This is a genomic window from Sphingobium sp. OAS761, from assembly GCF_024168485.1.
Classification (GTDB): Bacteria; Pseudomonadota; Alphaproteobacteria; order Sphingomonadales; family Sphingomonadaceae; genus Sphingobium.
This window is the reverse complement of the sequence record NZ_JALJVY010000002.1, coordinates 223,149-242,671: the sequence shown is the minus strand read 5'-3', so window position 1 is coordinate 242,671 and position 19,523 is coordinate 223,149. Positions and strand designations below refer to the sequence as shown.

At 66.3% G+C, this 19,523-nt stretch carries 22 protein-coding genes; 12 read left to right on the top strand and 10 right to left on the bottom strand.

Annotated elements, in window-relative coordinates; all coding sequences use genetic code 11:
- Positions 1–157: 157 nt before the first annotated feature.
- From secY to J3E64_RS03860, 4 genes are all read left to right on the top strand, one after another.
- Positions 158–1,522: a preprotein translocase subunit SecY gene (gene secY / locus J3E64_RS03875; protein ID WP_253339944.1), complete on the top strand. Its 1,365-nt coding sequence runs from the start codon at positions 158–160 to the stop codon at positions 1,520–1,522.
- 44 nt (positions 1,523–1,566) lie between these two features.
- Positions 1,567–2,223, top strand: a complete 657-nt coding sequence (locus J3E64_RS03870) for an adenylate kinase (protein WP_253339942.1) — start codon at positions 1,567–1,569, stop codon at positions 2,221–2,223.
- A 68-nt stretch (positions 2,224–2,291) separates the two neighbouring features.
- Entirely contained in the window at positions 2,292–2,798 is a 507-nt protein-coding gene (locus J3E64_RS03865) for an ATPase (RefSeq protein WP_367398595.1), read from the top strand.
- A gap of 101 nt (positions 2,799–2,899) precedes the next feature.
- Positions 2,900–3,928, top strand: coding sequence for an acyltransferase (locus J3E64_RS03860; RefSeq protein WP_253339940.1), 1,029 nt, complete (start codon positions 2,900–2,902; stop codon positions 3,926–3,928).
- Between the two features lie 63 nt (positions 3,929–3,991).
- Here the strand turns inward: J3E64_RS03860 and J3E64_RS03855 are convergent, their stop codons facing one another.
- Complete coding sequence (locus J3E64_RS03855) at positions 3,992–4,726, bottom strand: CsgG/HfaB family protein (RefSeq protein ID WP_253340279.1); 735 nt, start codon at positions 4,724–4,726, stop codon at positions 3,992–3,994.
- 244 nt (positions 4,727–4,970) lie between these two features.
- Between J3E64_RS03855 and lepA the strand changes: the two genes are divergently transcribed.
- Positions 4,971–6,776, top strand: coding sequence for a translation elongation factor 4 (gene lepA, locus J3E64_RS03850; protein ID WP_253339938.1), 1,806 nt, complete (start codon positions 4,971–4,973; stop codon positions 6,774–6,776).
- A gap of 41 nt (positions 6,777–6,817) precedes the next feature.
- Positions 6,818–7,393, top strand: a complete 576-nt coding sequence (locus J3E64_RS03845; protein WP_253340277.1) for a LysE family translocator — start codon at positions 6,818–6,820, stop codon at positions 7,391–7,393.
- A gap of 6 nt (positions 7,394–7,399) precedes the next feature.
- Here J3E64_RS03845 and J3E64_RS03840 read toward each other — a convergent pair whose 3' ends face one another.
- From J3E64_RS03840 to J3E64_RS03830, 3 genes are read right to left on the bottom strand one after another with little or no spacing between them, the layout of a single operon-like run.
- Positions 7,400–7,948 carry a pseudouridine synthase gene (locus tag J3E64_RS03840; RefSeq protein WP_253339924.1) on the bottom strand — a complete coding sequence of 183 codons (549 nt, stop codon included), beginning with the start codon at positions 7,946–7,948 and terminating at the stop codon, positions 7,400–7,402.
- A complete protein-coding gene (locus tag J3E64_RS03835; protein WP_253339922.1) occupies positions 7,945–9,096 on the bottom strand; it encodes a cupin domain-containing protein in 1,152 nt (383 codons plus the stop codon). The genes J3E64_RS03840 and J3E64_RS03835 overlap by 4 nt, the downstream gene beginning before the upstream one ends.
- Before the next feature lie 51 nt (positions 9,097–9,147).
- A complete protein-coding gene (locus J3E64_RS03830) occupies positions 9,148–9,699 on the bottom strand; it encodes a nuclease (RefSeq protein ID WP_253339920.1) in 552 nt (183 codons plus the stop codon).
- A 125-nt stretch (positions 9,700–9,824) separates the two neighbouring features.
- Between J3E64_RS03830 and J3E64_RS03825 the strand changes: the two genes are divergently transcribed.
- Entirely contained in the window at positions 9,825–10,211 is a 387-nt protein-coding gene (locus J3E64_RS03825) for a PH domain-containing protein (RefSeq protein WP_253339918.1), read from the top strand.
- Between the two features lie 162 nt (positions 10,212–10,373).
- A complete protein-coding gene (locus tag J3E64_RS03820; protein WP_253339916.1) occupies positions 10,374–11,057 on the top strand; it encodes a hypothetical protein in 684 nt (227 codons plus the stop codon).
- A gap of 4 nt (positions 11,058–11,061) precedes the next feature.
- Here the strand turns inward: J3E64_RS03820 and ispH are convergent, their stop codons facing one another.
- Together ispH and J3E64_RS03810 are read right to left on the bottom strand one after the other, a co-directional pair.
- Positions 11,062–12,012, bottom strand: coding sequence for a 4-hydroxy-3-methylbut-2-enyl diphosphate reductase (gene ispH, locus J3E64_RS03815; protein WP_253339914.1), 951 nt, complete (start codon positions 12,010–12,012; stop codon positions 11,062–11,064).
- Entirely contained in the window at positions 12,009–12,974 is a 966-nt protein-coding gene (locus J3E64_RS03810) for an NAD(P)/FAD-dependent oxidoreductase (RefSeq protein WP_253339912.1), read from the bottom strand. Before J3E64_RS03810 ends, ispH begins: the two co-directional genes overlap by 4 nt.
- A gap of 110 nt (positions 12,975–13,084) precedes the next feature.
- Between J3E64_RS03810 and J3E64_RS03805 the strand changes: the two genes are divergently transcribed.
- The 4 genes from J3E64_RS03805 to J3E64_RS03790 are packed head-to-tail and all read left to right on the top strand — an operon-like array spanning position 13,085 to position 16,265.
- Positions 13,085–13,672, top strand: a complete 588-nt coding sequence (locus J3E64_RS03805) for a PAS domain-containing protein (RefSeq protein ID WP_253339910.1) — start codon at positions 13,085–13,087, stop codon at positions 13,670–13,672.
- Positions 13,673–13,684: 12 nt separating this feature from the next.
- The gene (locus J3E64_RS03800) at positions 13,685–14,356 is read left to right on the top strand and encodes a DUF969 domain-containing protein (RefSeq protein ID WP_253339908.1); all 672 of its coding nucleotides are present in this window, start codon (positions 13,685–13,687) and stop codon (positions 14,354–14,356) included.
- Complete coding sequence (locus tag J3E64_RS03795; RefSeq protein ID WP_253339906.1) at positions 14,353–15,279, top strand: DUF979 domain-containing protein; 927 nt, start codon at positions 14,353–14,355, stop codon at positions 15,277–15,279. Before J3E64_RS03800 ends, J3E64_RS03795 begins: the two co-directional genes overlap by 4 nt.
- A complete protein-coding gene (locus J3E64_RS03790; RefSeq protein WP_253339904.1) occupies positions 15,276–16,265 on the top strand; it encodes a DUF2891 domain-containing protein in 990 nt (329 codons plus the stop codon). Before J3E64_RS03795 ends, J3E64_RS03790 begins: the two co-directional genes overlap by 4 nt.
- 36 nt (positions 16,266–16,301) lie before the next feature.
- Here J3E64_RS03790 and dapD read toward each other — a convergent pair whose 3' ends face one another.
- From dapD to J3E64_RS03770, 4 genes are all read right to left on the bottom strand, one after another.
- Positions 16,302–17,141 carry a 2,3,4,5-tetrahydropyridine-2,6-dicarboxylate N-succinyltransferase gene (dapD, locus tag J3E64_RS03785; RefSeq protein WP_253339902.1) on the bottom strand — a complete coding sequence of 280 codons (840 nt, stop codon included), beginning with the start codon at positions 17,139–17,141 and terminating at the stop codon, positions 16,302–16,304.
- Positions 17,142–17,143: 2 nt separating this feature from the next.
- A complete protein-coding gene (locus J3E64_RS03780) occupies positions 17,144–17,809 on the bottom strand; it encodes a pyrimidine 5'-nucleotidase (RefSeq protein ID WP_253339900.1) in 666 nt (221 codons plus the stop codon).
- Positions 17,810–17,874: 65 nt separating this feature from the next.
- Positions 17,875–18,753 carry an LOG family protein gene (locus J3E64_RS03775; protein ID WP_253339898.1) on the bottom strand — a complete coding sequence of 293 codons (879 nt, stop codon included), beginning with the start codon at positions 18,751–18,753 and terminating at the stop codon, positions 17,875–17,877.
- A 41-nt stretch (positions 18,754–18,794) separates the two neighbouring features.
- Entirely contained in the window at positions 18,795–19,481 is a 687-nt protein-coding gene (locus J3E64_RS03770; protein ID WP_253340275.1) for an extensin family protein, read from the bottom strand.
- Positions 19,482–19,523: the final 42 nt, after the last annotated feature.

The following is a 19,523-nucleotide window of genomic DNA, read 5'->3' as shown; positions in this document are numbered from 1 at the left end:
GCTGCCCGATATGGGTCGGCGGGGTCATGCGCATCGGGGGACGCTGTTTGTCGCACAGGCGGCAATAACCGGTTCGACAGCGCCCCGTCCCCCCGTTAAGGGATAGTCGATTCCGCGCCGGACCCGATCCGGCTAGAGTGATTTGAAGGGCAGCCACATGGCATCGAGAGCCGACCAGCTCGCATCCAATCTCAGCCTCGCGAAGTTCAGCCAGGCGACCGACCTCAAGAAGCGCCTGTGGTTCACGCTCGGCGCGCTGATCGTTTTCCGGTTCCTCAGCTTCGTGCCGCTGCCCGGCGTCGACCCGACCGCCCTGTCTCAGCTCTACAGCCAGACCAACGGCGGCATTCTCGATATCTTCAACACCTTCTCGGGCGGCAGCCTGTCGCGCATGAGCCTGATCGCGCTGGGCGTGATGCCCTATATCACCGCGTCGATCGTGGTGCAGCTGGGCGCATCGCTGTCGCCGCAGCTCGCCGCGCTGAAAAAGGAAGGCGAGAGCGGACGCAAGAAGCTCAACCAATATACGCGCTACGGCACTGTCGGCCTGACCGCGGTGCAGGGCTATTTCATCGCCGTGGGCCTCGAAAGCTTCGGCGCGCAGTCGGGCGTGCAGGCGGTTGTCGACCCCGGCCTGCTGTTTCGCCTGACCGCCGTCGTGTCGCTGATCGGCGGCACCATGTTCCTGATGTGGCTGGGTGAACAGATCACCTCGCGCGGCATCGGCAACGGCGTGTCGCTCATCATCATGGCGGGCATCGTCGCGCAGCTTCCGGTGACGCTGGGCAATCTGTTCAAATCGGGCAGCGAAGGCTCGATCTCGGGTCTGCTGATCATGCTCGTCGTCGTGCTCGCGCTCGGCCTCATCCTGCTGATCTGCTACATGGAACGCGCGCAGCGCCGGGTGCTGATCCAGTATCCCAAGCGCCAGACGCGGCAGGGCCTGATGCAGGCGGACCGCAGCCACCTGCCGCTGAAGGTCAACACCGCCGGCGTCATCCCGCCGATCTTCGCCAGCTCGCTGCTGCTGATGCCGCTCACGGTGTCGCAGTTCGCCGGCCAGACCGTCGCGGGCGAAAGCAAATGGGGCGACTTCGTTCTGACGCTCAACCAGTATCTGTCGCACGGCAGCCCGGTCTATATGGGCCTGTACGGCCTGGGTATCGTCTTCTTCTGCTTCTTCTACACCGCCGTGGTGTTCAATCCGGAAGAAACGGCCGATAACCTCAAACGCAATGGCGGGTTCATCCCCGGCATTCGTCCGGGGAAGAATACCGAAAATTACCTGGATTATGTGTTGACGCGCATCACCGTCATCGGCGCGGCCTATCTGGCCTTCATCTGCCTGGTGCCGGAATTCGCCATCGCGCGGGCGGGCATTCCCTTCTACCTTGGTGGGACTAGCCTGCTGATCGTGGTCAATGTTACGGTCGATACCGTGACCCAGATCCAGAGCCATCTGCTCGCCCATCAATATGGCGATCTCATCAAGAAGGCGAAGCTCAAGGGCCGCCTGCGCTGATCGGCGCCTGACGCCATAGCGCACAACAGGGGAGAATGCGCGCAATGAACATCATTCTGCTTGGTCCGCCGGGCGCGGGAAAGGGTACGCAGGCCACGCGTCTGGTCGACAGCCGCGGCATGGTGCAATTGTCCACCGGGGACATGCTGCGCGCCGCGGTCAAGGCGGGCACGCCGATCGGGCTCAAGGCCAAGGCGGTGATGGAAGCGGGCGAACTGGTGTCGGACGAGATCGTGTCGGGCATCATCGGCGAGGCGCTGGACGCGCTGGCGCCGGAAACCGGCGTGATCTTCGACGGCTATCCCCGCACCGAAGCGCAGGCCCATTCGCTCGACACCATCCTGTCCGAGCGCAGCCGCACGCTCGATCATGTGATCGAACTGGAAGTGGACGAGGACGCGCTGGTCGAACGCATCACCGGCCGCTTTACCTGCGCCACCTGCGGCGAAGGCTATCATGACAGTTTCAAGCAGCCCAAGGTGGAGGGGACCTGCGACAAGTGCGGCGGCCACGATTTCAAGCGCCGGCCGGACGACAATGAGGAAACCGTGCGCACCCGCATGGCCGAATATCGTGCCAAGACCGCGCCGATCCTGCCCATCTATGAAGCGCGCGGCATCGTCAGCCGCGTCGACGGCATGGCCGACATGAACGATGTGACCGCCGCCGTCGCCGCCGTCTTGGACGGGACGGCCGGCTGAGCTACGCTGTAGCCTCCGGCAAGAGGGGGCGAACCATGCTTTGGTACGGGATAATGGCGGGAATAGGCATGGCGATGGTCATGCCGGCGCAGGCGACCGTGGAGGCCAGCGGTGAACAGGGGTTCGTGACGCTGCAAAGCGTCGTGATCGACGCCGACGCGTCCACGGTTTACGGCCTGCTCGCAAGTCCCGGGCGATGGTGGAGCGACAGTCACACCTTCAGCGGCGATTCCGCCAATATGACGATGGACCTGCGGGCCGGCGGCTGCTTCTGCGAGACGCTTCCCGGTGCTGGCGGACCGGCCGGCAGCGTCGAACATGCGCGTGTCGTCTTCGTCCAGTCCGGCAAGAGGCTGCGCCTGACTGGCGCGCTGGGCCCGCTCCAGACGGAAGCTGTGACCGGCGCGCTGGACCTGGCCCTGGAACCTGTCGGCAAATCGGTGCGTGTCTCCATGACCTATGTGGTCGGCGGCTATTTCCGGAGCGATGCGCGGGCGCTGGCACCGCTCGTCGACCATGTGCTGGGCGAACAACTGGCGGGGCTGAAGCGGGCGGCGGAGGCGCCCCCGTCCTGATCCCGGCGCGGAGCAGGCAACCGGGCGATTATCGTGGTTAATGCCGCGTTGTTAACCACGAACTTAACGGATTTGTTGCTGCGGCGTTGCTATGACGTGGCATGACCGGACTCGCGTCGCCCAAAAAAAGGTTAACGGAACTGGACGCGCTGCGCGGCATCGGCGCGCTGTGCGTGCTGGTTTTCCATTATTCGACGCGCTTTCACGAGCTGTTTCCGCAGGCCAGCCATGTGCCTTTCAGCTTTCCCGGCGGCAATTACCGTGTCTTGCTGTTCTTCACCATTTCCGGCTTCGCGATCTTCTTCACGCTCGACCGGATCGGGTCGGTCGCCGATTTCATCGTCAATCGCTTCGCCCGCCTTTACCCCGCCTATCTGGTGGCGATGCTGGTCACCCTGTCGATCGAATATATTGCGCAGGCGACGCAGTTGCTGGTCGGTCCCTTCGCGATCCTGGCCAATCTCACCATGCTCCAGGGCTTCGCCTTCCTGCCGGAAGTGGACGGTGCCTACTGGACGCTGACGGTCGAGATCGCCTTTTATGTCTGCATGATCACGCTGTGGCGCTTCGCCGGACTGAAGCGACTGGAGCCATGGCTGGCGGGCTGGCTCGCGGTGCGTTGGCTATACTGGGTCTGGCCGGACATGCCCGAGCGGGTGATCATGCTGCTGGTGCTGCGCTACGTGCCCTTCTTCATCCTGGGGATGCTGTCCTATCGGGTATGGCGGGGATTGCGTAGCTGGCGCCAGCAGGCACCCTATGCCCTGCTTGCCCTGATGTCGGTAGCGACGATGGAAACATGGGATGTCCTGCTCGTCGCCTGCGTGCTGCTGGCGTCCTTTGCCGCGCTGATCGCGGGACGGATGCGCTTCCTGGCCTGGCGTCCGCTCGTCTGGCTGGGCGGGATCAGCTATTCCTTCTACCTCATTCACCAGCATGTCGGGTTCGTCATCATGCTGGAGGCGGCGCGGGCGGGGTATAGCCCGTGGGTCGGTTTCTTCTCGGCCTTCTTGACCGCGCTGCTGCTGGGCACGCTGATCAATCGCGTCGTGGAGCGGCCCGCGGGCGAGGCCATCCTGGCCTGGTGGAAACGGCGGCGGATCCCGGTGGGGGCCGCCGCCGCGACCTGACCCAACGGAAAGGGCGCCGCCGGACAAACCGGCGACGCCCCTTATTCCTTCGGTCGCCTATGCCTATTGCGCGACGGGCGCCGCCGCCGCCGCATTGTCGGGCAGGCCGCCCAGTTGCGTCACCAGCTTGGTGTAGGCGTCCAGATAGGCCAGCACGATCACCTGGCCGATTTCGGTATTCTGGTAGCCGCCACCGCCGGCCGCGGCGAAACCGCCCCACCAGCCGCCGCCCCCGCCACCGCCGAAGCCGATGTCGGTCTTGCGCGCATAGCCTTCGGTCAGCGCCTCTTCCTCGGTCGTGCGGGCGTTGACGATCGACAGGGTGACATTGGCTTCCTTCTTCTTGATATTGAGGCCGCCGATGATCGCACCGCCGAAACCGCCCATCAGGCCGCCCAGCATCCCGCCGACGCCGCCGCCGCCCGAATTGCGGTTGGACGACACGATGTCGGGCTCCAGATAATAGTCCGCGGCCTTGACCTGGCCCTTGCCCAGATTGCTGCCCGCCTGCAATTCACCGGAATCCGCCATGGCGCGTTCCATGGCGCGGCTCTGCATCGACCGGCCGCGATTGACCATGCGGAAACAGCCCGACTGCTGGACGAAAACCTTCAGGATCGCCTCCGGGCTGCCCAGGTTCAGTTCGCGCCACCACTGATTGTCCGGCTCGACGATGGCGACCGTGCCGAGCAGCCGGGTGCAGTGCGGAATGTCGCGCTGGCCCTTTTCCTGTGCGCGCCGGCCCGAGGAGGCGCCCTTGGTCGTACCGTCCTTATATGTCTTGCCCGACGAACTCATGTTCGTCTGCGCGCCGGCCGTCACGGGCATCGCGACGAGAGCTGCGGTGGCGAGCAGCGCGGAAACTTTTTTCAACATTGCCCCAATTTCCTCTTAAGCGGTTAGGTTCAGCCGTTTCTGGTTCTGGTGCGACCCCGCAAAGGTGGCGGCGTCTTAGCATAGAGCAAGCCCCTTGCCTACAGATGCCGGTCACACCGTTTGTCGTGCTGACAGGCGCGTTCAGCCCTGCTATCGGCGCGCAATCATGACCGATCTCTCCCACATCCGTAACTTTTCGATCATCGCGCATATCGACCATGGGAAATCGACCCTGGCCGACCGGCTGATCCAGCGCACCGGCGGCCTGACCGACCGCGAGATGAGCGCGCAAGTCCTCGACAATATGGACATCGAGAAGGAGCGCGGGATCACCATCAAGGCGCAGACGGTGCGTCTCGATTACACCGCCAAAAACGGCGAAACCTATGCGCTGAACCTGATGGACACGCCGGGCCATGTCGACTTCGCCTATGAGGTGAGCCGCAGCCTCGCGGCGTGCGAGGGCGCGCTGCTGGTGGTCGACGCCGCGCAGGGGGTGGAGGCGCAGACGCTGGCCAATGTCTACCAGTCGATCGAGCATGATCATGAGATCGTGCCGGTCATCAACAAGATCGACCTGCCCGCCGCCGAACCGGAAAAGGTGAAGGCGGAAATCGAGGAAGTGATCGGCCTCGACGCGTCCGAAGCGGTGCTGGCCAGCGCGAAGTCCGGCATCGGTATCGACGACATATTGGAAGCGATCGTCGCCAAGATACCGGCCCCCAGGGGGGATCGCGACGCCCCGCTGGAGGCGATGCTGGTCGACAGCTGGTACGACCCCTATCTGGGCGTGGTCATTCTGGTGCGCGTCATGAACGGCGTCATCAGGAAGGGGCAGCAGATCAAGTTCATGATCGGCGGGACCGAACATCTGATCGACCGGGTCGGCTGTTTCCGTCCCAAGATCGAGCAGCTGGCCGAGCTGGGGCCGGGCGAGATCGGTTTCATCACCGCGCAGATCAAGGACATCAGCCAGACCCGCGTCGGCGATACTATCACCACGGTCAAGAACGGCGCGACGAAGGCACTGCCGGGCTTCAAGGAAGTCCAGTCGGTCGTTTTCTGCGGCCTGTTTCCGGTCGATGCCAATGATTTCGAAAAGCTGCGCGACAGCATTTCCAAGCTGCGGCTGAACGACGCCAGCTTTTCCTTCGAGATGGAGACATCGGCGGCCTTGGGCTTCGGCTTCCGCTGCGGCTTCCTGGGCTTGCTGCACCTGGAAATCATCCAGGAACGGCTGACCCGCGAATATGATCTCGACCTCATCACCACCGCGCCGTCGGTGGTCTATGAAATGCACATGAAGGACGGGGAGGTGAAGCATCTTCACAACCCCGCCGACATGCCCGATCCCAATCATATAGAGGTGATCGAGGAACCATGGATCGAGGCGGTGATCTATTGCCCCGACGAATATCTCGGCTCGATCCTCAAGCTGTGCCAGGACCGGCGCGGCATCCAGAAGAACCTGACCTATGTCGGCGGCCGTGCCCAGGTCACCTATGAACTGCCGCTCAACGAGGTGGTGTTCGACTTCTACGACCGGCTGAAATCGATCAGCAGGGGCTATGCCAGCTTCGACTATCACCAGATCGGCACGCGCGAGGGCGATCTGGTCAAGATGAGCATCCTGGTCAACAACGAACCCGTCGACGCGCTGTCGATGATCGTTCACCGCAGCGCGGCGGAATCGCGCGGGCGGCACATGTGCGAGCGGCTGAAGGACCTCATCCCCCGCCACCTGTTCAAGATCCCGATCCAGGCGGCGATCGGCGGCAAGGTGATCGCGCGCGAAACCATCGCCGCGATGCGCAAGGACGTGACCGCCAAATGCTATGGCGGCGACATTACCCGCAAGAAAAAGCTGCTGGAAAAGCAGAAGGAAGGCAAGAAGCGGATGCGCGAATATGGCAGCGTGCAGATTCCGCAGGAAGCCTTCATCGCGGCGCTGCGCATGGGCGACGAAAGCTGACCATCGCGGCGGGCATCGGCGCGGTCGATGCCGGTTTCGTGATGACCGCGCTCGCGCTGGAACTGACGCCGGGCGTCAACATGACATGGCTGGCGCTGCTCAGCGCGGCGGAGGGGCGGCGTGCCGGCCTGGCCGCGGTGGCGGGCATCGCCATCGGCTTGTCCCTGCTGGGACTGGTGGCAGGGGTCGGCGCATCCACCTTGCTGACCGGCCATTCCTGGGTCCTTGCCGTCCTGCGCGGTGCGGGGATCGCCTATTTGCTGTGGATGGCATGGGATGCCTGGCCGCGCGGGGACGGCGGCGTGCCGGTGCGCGCGGGCGTGGCGGCCGGGTTCCGGCGCGGGTTGCTGATGAACATGCTGAACGCCAAGTCCGCGCTGGTCTTCGTCACGCTGTTGCCCGGCTTCGTCCATGGCGCGGCGGCGGTGCGATCGCAGCTCGCGGCGCTGACGATCGCCTATGTCGTGATCGCCACGACGGTGCATCTGGGCATCGTCGCATTGGCCGGCGGCGCCCATGCGCTGCTGGCGGACGCCCGGCGGGTCCGCCGGGTGCGCACGCTCTTCGCACTGGCGCTGGTGGTGCTGGCCATCATGTTGGCACTGCGGCGGGGGTAAGCCCGGTCAGCGCACCGGCGCTTCCCGCCATGTGCCCGGGGCGATGCCGTCCAGCGTCCAGTCGCCGATGCGCCAGCGTACCAGCCGCAGGGTCGAGTGGCCGACCGCCGCCGTCATCCTGCGAACCTGCCGGTTGCGGCCTTCGCGGATCGTGAGGCGGATCCAGCAGTCGGGCACGCTCTTGCGGTAACGCACCGGCGGGTCGCGCGGCCATAGGGCGGGATCGTCGATCCGCTCCGCCTGCGCGGGCAGGGTCGGGCCGTCCTTCAGCGTGACGCCGCGCCGCAGCGCGTCCATCGCGGCGGCATCCGGCTCGCCCTCCACCTGGACCAGATAGGTTTTGGGCATCTTGAACCGGGGATCGGCAATGCGTGCCTGCAAGCGGCCGTCGTCGGTCAGGAGCAACAGGCCCTCGCTGTCGAGGTCCAGCCGCCCGGCGGGATAGACGCCGGGCCGGTCGACAAAGGCGGCCAGCGTCGGGCGCGGCGGGCCGGTGCGTTCGGCGCTGAACTGGCACAGCACGCCATGGGGTTTGTTGAAGAGCAACAGGGTCACGCCACCGCCTCGTCGATCGCGATCGCGCCGGAATTGATGAGCGCGGCCAGCAAGGCGCTGACCGGTGCCGATCCCGCCAGCGCCGGCGGCAACGCCAGTGTCGCTGTTGCGCAAAGCCGTTCGGCCAGTCGCGCGGTATCGCCGGTGCAATCGAAACAGGCCCCGTCGACGAACAGCATCAGGCCGTCCGCCTGCCGGATGAAGGCGAAACGGCAGGCCGGATTGCGGACGATGGGCGCGCCGCGCGCCAGCAGGGCACCGACCGCCCCTTCGTCGACCGGCAGGTCCGGCCGCCAGTCGGCATCGGGATATTTGGAGCGGCTGTTGCTGGTGCCGAACCAGCGGGCGAAAGCCGCCCGGTCGGACAGGGCATCGATCATCATGGCGTGCAACCGGTCGACAGCGGCGGCGCCGATTTCGCCCGGATTGGCCTGCGGCATCAGGTCGGGGTCGGCGTAGCGGTCCTCCTCCGGCAGGATGTCGACACAATGCTCGCTCCACCCCTCGACCAGTTCCGCGCGCGACGGTGCGCGAAATCCGATCGAATAGGTCATGCAGTCGTCGCCGGTCGCCACGCCGTCATGGGCGTAGCCGGGCGGAACATAAAGGATGTCGCCCGGTTCCAGCACCCACTCGCCGGTGGCGTCGAAATCGGCGATCAGGCGCAGTTCCTCATGCGGCAGCAGCGGCGTGGTCGAATCGCATTTCGGTCCGACGCGCCAGCGTCTTGTGCCCAGCCCCTGTATGAGAAACACGTCATATTGGTCATAATGCGGCCCGACACCGCCGCCGTCCGTCGCATAGCTGACCATGATATCGTCGATGCGCCAGTCGGGCACGAAGCGAAAGGGCGCGATCAGCGCCGCGACGTCGGGCGCGTGATGATCGACCGCCTGCACCAGCAACGTCCAGGGCGTGCTGCCCAGCGCGCCGAAACGCGCTTCCGGCAGGGGGCCGTTCTCCACCGTCAGCCTGTCGTCCTTGCGGACCACCAGGCGGGACTCGACTCCTTCCTCGCAGGCCAGACCGGCCAGTTCGTCCGGCTCCAGCGGGTTGACCCAGTCCGCCCATGGATTGCGAATCAGCAGCGGCCGCTTCTGCCAATGGTCGCGCAGGAAGGATTCGACGTCGAAAGTGGCGAAATGCATGCGGCGCCCATGCGCCCGTGCGCGGGCGCTGTCAAAGTTGCCGGGGCCTTGTCAGCTTTCCTTGCACCAGTCGACCGGAGTCGGCGACCAGGCAACGGCGTAGCCCTTCAGCACCATCAGCTGGCCCAACGACACGCCGTCGCGGATCAGCAGGCGGGCGGCCGGATCGTGGTCGGCCGGATCGGGGCGCGCGTCGAACGCGCCGCCGTTCATCATCGCCAGCAGGCTCGCGCGGCCGCGCCGCGCCAGATCCGCTTCCGTCGGGCATTGCGCGCCGGGTTCGCGCGGCACGCTGATGTCGGACAGATGATAGGCGCGGCCGCGCCAGGCATAGCTGTTGGCGGACAGGACGCAGGCATCGCCCCGGACATCGTCGCATGCCCAGAACTGGTCCGAAATGCGGGTGGGGCTGTTCTTCGCCTGACCGTCGCCCCCCATCGGCAGGGCGTCTTTCATGATCAGCAGCACGGCCGCGCCGAGCGCGAGCGCGACGAGCACGGCACCGATCGGCACGATCCGACCCTGTCGATCTTCCTTTTCGTTGAGCCACGCTCCAGAAACGTCCGGGTGGCGATCACCGACATCGTAGAGATTGCGTGCCATCAGAAAACCTCGAATATGCGTAAAACCATAGCGGCGGTATGGAAATTTTCCGTTAACCAGGCGCGCTTGACGGCCATCGGGCCGCATGGTGAAAACAGGCGCGACCCCTTGAAACGGAGGCTGGCATGAGCGAAACCTGGCTGTATGACGAGCATCCCGCGATGTTTCGCGCCCATCCCTTCCTGTTCCTCCTGCTGCTGATCTCGGTCGTCGGCATTCTTGCGATCGGGATCTGGTGGATACGCATAAAGGGGGAAAGGCTGGCCCTGTCCGACCGCGAAGTGCTGCTGGAGCGCGGCCTGCTGTCGCGCCAGCGCACGGAGATCGCCCTGTCCTCGATTCGGTCGGTGCGCATCACGCAGACGCTGGGACAGCGCATTTTCGGGGTCGGCCATGTCGAGTTGTTCAGCGCGGGGGACCTGGCGGAAATCGCCATCAAGAACATGCCGCGCCCCGATCGCATCCGTGCCCTGGCGGCTTCCCGGCAGCTCGACCTTTTGCCCCAGCGCTAGCTTGTTGCACGCAGCCCCTTGACTTCATCGCGTATATTCCAACGATAAGGGAAAGGGCACGGCAAGATAGCCCGCACGCAAGAGGACGTCTGATCGTGACGCCATCCGCAACGGGGCGGGGGGCGAGCCAAGGGGGCGTGGCGCGTGGTGGGCTTACGAGTAATGCCGTCATTGCCGGACATGACCGCTGAGCAGAAGGCGACGGTTCGCCACGCCTGCGGTTTTGCCTGCGTCCGGTGCGGGGTCACCATCTACCGCTATCTCGGCTTGCCCGATGCGCCTGGGGCGACGCTGCTCTGCCCGACGTGCCACGGGCTGGTGGAGGAAGGGCGGCTGACGCCCAGCCAGGTCCATAGTTTCCATGCCAACCCGGTCGTGCGCCAGCGGCATTTCGCGCGCGACCGGCTGCCCTTTTCCGCCGAACTGCCCCATCTGGTCGTGGGCGGTTCGCGGATGCTGCGCGATACGCCGATTCCGTTCACGCTGGAAGGCGAGCCCGTCCTGATCTTCGCGCCGCCGCGCCGGACCAACGGCGCGACGCGGATCAGCGTGCGGCTGGGCGGCGCCGATGGGGAGGCGACCCAGGTGATCGACGGCAATGAATGGAAACCGGCCGATGGAAGCTGGCATTTCCTGCTGCGCGGCGACCGCTATTCGATGATGGCGGCGCGCGGTGACGGGCTGTGCGTGCTGCGCATCGTGGCGCGCAACCGCATCGCCGTGGAACATCTGCGCACCACCATTGGCGGGCGGCGGCTGGAAGTTACGCCCGACTGGCTGGAAATCGACGGCAAGCGCTATATCGACCGGATCAGCAGCGGCACGCTGATCGGGCTGGAACTGTAGCGCGTCAGTCCGGATCGAGCGGGACCGGCCGGAACGCGGCCTTTTCCTCCACCCCGTCCGTTTCCATGATCGCAAAGCCGGCGGCCGCCAGCCGCTCGCACAGATGGCGCACCGCGCGTTCCGGGGTGGAGGCGGCGGCGGTCACGCCGATGGTGCGGGCATCGACCAGCATCGCCGGGTCGACGTCATCCCCGTCGCGCACCAGCATGGACCGGGCGCATCCCGCCGCGCGGGCGACCTCGACCAGCCGGCCGGCGTTGGAGGAGAGCGGATCGCCCACCACCAGCACAGCATCGCTCCGCGCGGCAATGGCTTCGATCGCGGCCTGCCTGTTGGTCGTGGCGTAGCAGATATTGCCGGCGCGCGGCCCGGCCATGTCGGGGAAACGGGCAACGATCGCCGCAACGATTGCCGCGCTGTCGCGGACCGAAAAGGTGGTCTGCACCGCATAGGCGACGGGCGTCGCGGCGGCGAGCGGCAGCGCCGCGACATCGTCGGCGCGTGTGACCAGGCTGATCGCGCCGGTGGGCACCTGTCCCAATGTCCCGGTGATTTCGGGATGGCCGGCATGGCCGATCAGGATGACATGGCGCCCTGCCGCATGATGTGCCGCCACATCGCCATGCACCTTCGCCACCAGCGGACAGGTCGCGTCGATCAGGCGCAGGCCCCGCGCCCGCGCGTCGCGCCGGACCGACGGCGCGACGCCATGTGCCGACAATATCGCGATATCGCCCGGCGGAATGTCGCCCACCTCCTCCACGAAACGGGCGCCCAGACGTTCCAGCCGGTCGATGACGGCCTGGTTATGGACGATGCGATGGCGGACATGCACGGGTGCGCCGTGGCGCGCGATGGTCTGTTCCACGGCCTCGATTGCGCGCACGACCCCGGCGCAGAAACCGCGCGGATTGGCCAGCAGCACGCGCCGGGCGGGCAGGGGGTCGCGCGTCATGGTCTTTCCGCCTGGGCTGCGGCCATGTCCGCGGCGATCTGGATGGCCAGCCGCCGGCCCGACAGCCAGGCCAGCTCGACCCGCGGTCCCAGCAGCCAGTCGCCGCAGGCGCCCAGCGCCAGACGGTCGTTCCACAGCGGTCCGTGATCGATCCCGCGTGTCATCGCGAAGCGCCAGCGATGCGCGGACAGATGGGCCAGCGGCGGCAGCAGGCCCGAATCGCTATGGTCGCGCAGCGCCTCCAGCAGCAGCGGCGCGACATCCGCCGCGTCCTGTTCCAGCCGGTCGGCCGACCATCCGCCCGTAGCCTGGATCACCCAGGATTCCGGACCGCTGCGTTGGGGCTTGGCATTGTTGCGCGCGGCCCATCCGATCACCGGGCCGCTCGGCAGATGATCCGGGCGGATGTCCACCCTCTGGGTGAAGGCGGCCATGGCGGTCCAGCAGGGCAGCGACCGGGCCGTCGTCGCCGTGCGGGCCATGTCCAGATCGTGCAGCGCCAGCAGGGCGGACGCCTGTTCGGCGGGTATGGCCAGCACGGCAACGTCGAAAGGCCCTTCGACGACGCTATCGTGCCGGACCCACCATCCCGTATCGTTGCGCTGGATTCCCGCGACATGGCATCCGAAGCGGACGTCATGCGCCGCCGCCATGGCGCGGATGGGGGCGTTCATGGAAGGAACGCCGACCCAGGCATCCTTGCCCGCCTCCGGCCAGGGCGCAACGATGCCGGCCATCGCCCATTCGGCGACGCGGGCCCGGAACTGGGGATCGCGGGCGGTGAAATATTGCGCCCCATGGTCGAAACTGGCCGTCCCCGCCGGTGTCTCCACCCGGCGGGTGGACATGCGACCGCCCGGCCCGCGACCCTTGTCGAACAGGGTCACCGAACACCCGTTCCCGACCAGCCTGTCGGCGCAGGCCAGTCCCGCCATGCCGGCACCGATGATGGCCAGCTGCATGCAGATTCTCCCTTGTACAGCTGTGACTTGCGGCAAGCGGCTGCTTTGGGGCAACATGGCCCAAGGGGCACCGGCTGATCGGGTCGCCCGTCCAGTCAGGTTGTCACTCCATGTCCCTAGCCGATATGATCGCCAACAGCGCCATCGCGGCGGTCATCAGCAATCCTCGCCTGCCCGACAACCCCATCGTCGACTGCAACCCGGCTTTCGTCGCGTTGACCGGTTATGACCGGGGGGACATCATCGGTCACAATTGCCGTTTCCTGGCGGGCGCCGATACCGAGCCGTGGCTGAGCGATGCGCTGCGTCAGGGCATTCGCGAGCGGCGCCCGGTGATGGTGGAACTGCTCAATTATCGCAAGGACGGGACGCCGTTCCGCAACGCCGTGATGGTCGCGCCCATTTTCGGCCCGGACGGTACGCTGGAATATTTCCTGGGATCGCAGATGGCGATCGAGGACGGCGATGGCCAGGCCGGGCGGCGGTCCAGCGAAGCGCGCGGCCGGGTCGACGCGCTGACGCCGCGCCAGCGCGAGGTGCTGGTCGCCATGGCGAAGGGGCGGCTGAACAAGCAGATCGCCTACGATCTGGGGCTGACCGAACGCACGGTGAAGATGCACCGCTCCGCCATGCTGCGCGGGCTGGGCGTGCGGACCGCGGCGGAAGGCATCAGGCTGGCGATCGAGGCCGGCTATTAGGACGCAACGCTGATGTGGGTGCTGCTGGGCATCGCGGCGATCGTGGCGGGCTTCCTGCTGCGCTTCCATCCGTTGCTCGTCATCCTCGTTTCTGCGGCGGTGACGGGGGTGGCCGCCGGGCTGGACCCGGTCGCGATCCTGGCCGCGCTGGGCAGGGCGTTCAACGACGCGCGCTATGTCAGCATCATCTGGATCGTTCTGCCGGTCGTCGGCCTGCTGGAGGCGAACGGCCTTCAGGAAAGGGCGCGGGGCCTGATCGGGCGGATGCGCGGCGCGACCGTGGGGCGGTTCCTGATCTTCTATCTGCTGGTGCGGCAGGGGCTGGCGGCGGTGGGCCTGACATCGATCGCGGGCCATGCGCAAACCGTGCGCCCGCTGGTCGCGCCAATCGCAGAAGCGGCGGCGGAAGCGCAGGGCGGCGCGCTGGACGAGGCGGATCGCGAGGAGATCAGGGCCTGGGCGGCGGCGACCGACAATATCGGCCTGTTCTTCGGCGAGGACATATTCCTGGCCATCGGCTCGATCCTGCTGATCAAGGGATTGCTGGAACAATATGGCATCATGCTGGAGCCGCTCCAACTGTCCGTCTGGGCTATCCCGACGGCGATCGCGGCGCTGGTCATCCACGGATTTCGCCTGTGGCGACTGGACCGGCGATTGAAACGGCGGGGCGCGGGGCCATGATCACCCTGCACTGGGTCTATGCACTGACAGGTGCCGTGTTCGCCGCCTTCGCCCTGCTGGGCGTGACCGACCGGCGCCTGGCCAATGCCGCCTTCTGGGCGCTGCTGGCGCTCAGCATGTGGGCGGGCGACGCACTGGGCGACGTGGGCAACGGCGTGCTGGTTTTGGGCCTCGTCGGGCTTGGCGCCTTCGGTCGCATGGGCCGGGGCGGTTCCGAAGTCCCTGCGGCAGAGCGTCAGGACCGCGCCGCGCGCTTCGGCAACCGCCTGTTCGCCATCGCCCTGATCATCCCGGCGGTGGCGCTGATCGGCACTTTTCTCTTCAAGCAGGCGCCGGGATGGTTCGACGGGAAGCAGGCCACGCTGATCGCGCTGGCGCTGGGTGTGCTCGTCGCGCTGGCCGCCGGATGCGCGCTGCTGCGCGCGGGGCCGCTGGTGCCGTTGCAACAGGGGCGGCGATTGATGGACAGCGTGGGCTGGGCCGCCATCCTGCCGCAGATGCTGGCCAGCCTGGGCGCCGTGTTCGCGCTGGCCGGGGTGGGCGATGCGGTCGGGTTGCTGGTGCGGCAGACGATCCCGCAGGGCAGCCTGCTGGGCGCGGTCGCTGCCTATGGCGTGGGCATGGCGCTGTTCACCATGGTCATGGGCAACGCCTTTGCCGCCTTTCCGGTGATGACCGCCGCGATCGGCGTGCCGCTGCTGATCCGCGCCTATGGCGGAGATCCCGCGATCGTGTGCGCGGTGGGCATGCTGGCGGGCTTCTGCGGCACGCTGCTGACGCCGATGGCCGCCAATTTCAACCTGGTGCCCGCCGCGCTGCTGGAACTCAAGGACAGGCATGGCGTCATCCGGCGCCAGGTGGGCACCGCCATACCGTTGCTTGTCGTCAACATCCTGCTGATCTACTGGCTGGCCTTTCCATGACGCTGCTGACCGCCGACATCGCCGCCCGTTTCGCCGGGCTGACCCTGTCCCACATCGGGCGCGAATATCCCTTCAAGATGGACCTCGTGCTGAACGGCCCGCACGACGCCCGCCCTCCGCGCGATCATCATCCGGTCTTTCACGGCAGCTTCGACTGGCACAGCTGCGTTCATGGCTGGTGGCAGGTGATGCGGCTGGCGCGGCTGTTTCCCGACATGGCGCCCGCCGCCGCCATCCGCGCGCGCGCCGACGCGATGCTGGTGCCCGGCAAGGTGGCGGGGGAACTGGCCTATCTGGACCGGCCGCTTTCCGCCGGGTTCGAACGCCCCTATGGCTGGGCCTGGGCGTTGGCGCTGCACGACGAACTGGCGCGCCACGACGCACCCTGGGCGGCGGCGATCACGCCGCTGGCGGATGCGTTCGCGGCCCGGTTTCACGGCTTCCTTCCCAAACTCACCTATCCGTTGCGCGTGGGGACGCATTTCAACATCGCCTTCGCGCTGGTGCTGGCCGGCGACTGGGCAAAGGCGCGCGATCCCGCGCTTGTCGCCCTGATCCGCGACCGGGCACTGGACTGGTTCGGGCAGGACCGGGGCTGCCAGGCGTGGGAACCGGGGGGCGACGAGTTTCTTTCGTCCGCGCTGACCGAGGCGCTGCTGATGAGCCGCGTGCTGGACCGGGCGGCCTTTGCCGACTGGTTCCATGCCTTCCTGCCGGACCTGGCCGAAGGGCGGCCGGCGACCCTGTTCACGCCCGCCATCGTGTCCGACCGCAGCGACGGGAAGATCGCGCATCTCGACGGACTGAACCTCAGCCGCGCCTGGTGCTGGCGCGCCATCGCGGCGGCCCTGGGGCCGGACGATCCCGTGGCGGCCCGGGCGCAGGCGGCGGCGCAAACCCATGTCGCCGCCAGCCTGCCCCATGTCGCGGGCGACTATATGGGTGAACACTGGCTCGCCACCTTCGCCCTGCTCGCGCTGGAATGACGGGGAAGGATCGGCGGATCGCCTTCCCCGGCCGCTTCAGTCGCGCAGCAATTCGTTGATGCCGGTCTTGGACCGGGTCTGCGCGTCCACCCGCTTGACGATCACCGCGCAATAGAGGCTGGGGCCGGGCGTGCCGTCGGGCAGCGGCTTGCCGGGCAGCGATCCGGGCACGACCACCGAATAGGGCGGCACCTCGCCGATGAAGACCTCACCTGTGGTGCGGTCGACGATCTTGGTCGACATGCCGATGAAGACGCCCATCGACAGCACCGATCCCTTGCCGATGCGCACGCCTTCCACCACTTCGGACCGCGCACCGATGAAGCAGTCATCCTCGATGATCACCGGGTCGGCCTGAAGCGGCTCCAGCACGCCGCCGATGCCGACGCCGCCCGACAGGTGGACATTCTTGCCGATCTGCGCGCAGCTTCCCACCGTCACCCAGGTGTCGACCATCGTGCCTTCGTCGACGAACGCGCCGATGTTGACGAAGCTGGGCATCAGGATCACATTCTTCGCGATATGCGATCCGGCGCGGGCAAAGCTGCCCGGCACCGCGCGGAAGCCGGCGGCGCGGAACGCGGCCTCGTCCCATCCGGCGAACTTGCCGGGCACCTTGTCCCACCAGTGGCTGGCACCCGGGCCATTGTCGATCAACGCGTTGTCGTTCAGGCGGAAGGACAGAAGGACGGCCTTCTTGGCCCACTGGTTGACCTTCCAGCCCGCTTCGGCCGGCTCGGCGACGCGCAGTTCGCCCGTGTCCAGCATCGCCAGCGCCCGGTCCACCGCCTGGCGGACGTCGCCCTGCGTCTGAAGCGAGATGTTCGCCCGGTCTTCCCAGGCGGCGTCGATGGTGGCGATTAGGTCTTGGCTCATGGTCAGGTCCCCAGAATGTCGGCCAGAAATGGCGTCAGATGGTCGGTTTCGAAATCGATGAAGTCGGGATGATGATCGTGATTGCCCGCTTCCGATCCGTTGTTGACCCATATGGTCGTCATGCCGATCGCCTTGGCGGGGCGCAGGTTGCGGGCCATGTCCTCGAAAAAGGCGGCGCGGGACGGGTCTATGCCGTGGACGCGGCACAGCAGGTCATAACCCGACGGATCGGGCTTGGGCACATATTGGCAGGCATGGATGTCGTGGATCAATTCGAACGCATCGGCCAGGCCCAGCCGGTCGAGCACGCGCGCTGCATAGTCCGCGTCGCCGTTGGTGAAGATCAGGCGGCGGCCCGGCAATGCGGCGATGTGCCGGTTCAGCGCCTCGTCCACCTTCAGCCGGTCCATGGATATGTCGTGGACATAGGTCAGATAGTCGGCCGGCTCGATGCCATGATGATGCATCAGGCCCGCCAGCGTCGTGCCATGCTCCATGAAATAGCGCTTCTGCGTGTCGCGCGCGATCCGGGCGTCGCATCCCAGCAGCCCCTGGATGAACTCGCCCATCTTCACGTCCATCAGCGCGAACAGGTCCGCTTTCGCCGGATACAGCGTGTTGTCCAGATCGAAGATCCAGGTGTCGACATGGGCCAGATCGCCAAGCATGGCCGCGCCCTAGAGCGGGACGACAGGGAGGGCAAGGGTGCGTGGCCCTATGATCCGTCCTGCGCTCAGTCGCAGCCGGGCATGTCGTCGTCGGCGTAGAAGCGCTGCACCGCGGACCATCCTTCCTCGGCCGTCTCCACCCAGGTGATCAGGTCGAGGTCTGCCGGCGAAATGACGCCTTCCTCGGCCAGCGCCTCGAAATCGATCACGCGGGTCCAGAAGTCGCGGCCGAACAACAGGACCGGGATCGGCTTCATCTTGCCGGTCTGGATCAGCGTGAGCAGCTCGAAAAATTCGTCAAACGTGCCGAAACCGCCCGGGAACACCGCCAGCGCCCGGGCGCGCAGCAGGAAATGCATCTTGCGCAGCGCGAAATAATGGAACTGGAAACTCAGATCCGGCGTGACGAACCGGTTGGGGGCCTGTTCGTGCGGCAGGACGATGTTCATGCCGATGGTGGTTTGTCCCACATCGTCGGCGCCGCGATTGGCGGCTTCCATGATCGACGGGCCGCCGCCCGAACAGACCACGAAATGGCGGCACCCCGCCGGCGTCACCGGATATTCGGCGGCGATCCGGGCCAGGCGGCGGGCTTCCTCATAATAACGCGCCTTGCGGCCCAGATTCTCGGCGATGCGCCGTTGCTGCGGCGTGACCGCCGCGTCGATGCGGGCCTGCACCTGGTCGGGTTCGGGAATGCGGGCCGACCCGTAGAAGACGAAGGTCGATTCGATCCGCGCTTCGTCCATCAGCAGTTGCGGCTTCAGCAGCTCGAGCTGGAAGCGTACCGGGCGCAGATCCTCCCGCAGCAGAAATTCGGTGTCCTGGAAGGCGAGCCGGTATGCGGCACTCTGGGTCTGCGCCGTTCCGGTCTGCCGGGCTGCGTCGCCGGCTTCCTCGCGCGCCGGGCGAAATTTGCGTTCTTCGATCTCTTTCTTTGTCATCAGGGCCAATTAGGCATCGGCGATGACAATGCCAAGACGCGTCAGCGACAGAAGCCGCCGTTGCCGCCCATGTCGAAATGGAAATGATCATGGTGGGCGGCATTATAGTCGGGGCTCAGCACGGTCTTGAACCGCTTGCAGGCGCTGGCATGGATCAGCGTCAGGAACTGGCGGGTCTGCCGGTCGCCGTGCCAGCCCTGTTCCACGGTGATGCGACGGCCGTCGGACAGGACGAAGGCGGCGACGTCGATGGCGTTGCTGTGCCCATGTTCGGACAATTTGCCGCTGCCTGCGATCGGGCGGCAATTATAGGTGCCGAACGTTTCGACCTTTTCCAGTTCTGCGCCGAAGATCAGTCGCGCCGCGGGTTCCACGCCATAGCGCGTCCATGCCGCGAAATTGGCGGCGAGGTTGCACGTCATCGCGCCCAGATTGGTCGCCGGAACGCCGATGTCGAGCAGCTTGACGCTGCCGATCGCGCTGCATCCGCCGCCGAACGTGCGATCGGGCAGCGCGGTGAAAGATACCGATTGCGATTGCAGCCGCGCGAAGCACTGGCGCGTCTCCAGCGCCGGTTGCGCGGGCAGGGGTTGCACCACCGGCCGGGACATGCGCGCCACCTTGCCGCGCGGCACCAGGTCGCCGCCGCATGCCGCCAATGCCATCGTACCCGCCAACAGCGCGGCGCGGGCCGCGCCGCGTCGAAATCTCGTCGCCCGCTCTTCCATGAATCGAAGGTCTAGCAGCACAAATTAGCCTGATGGTTAACG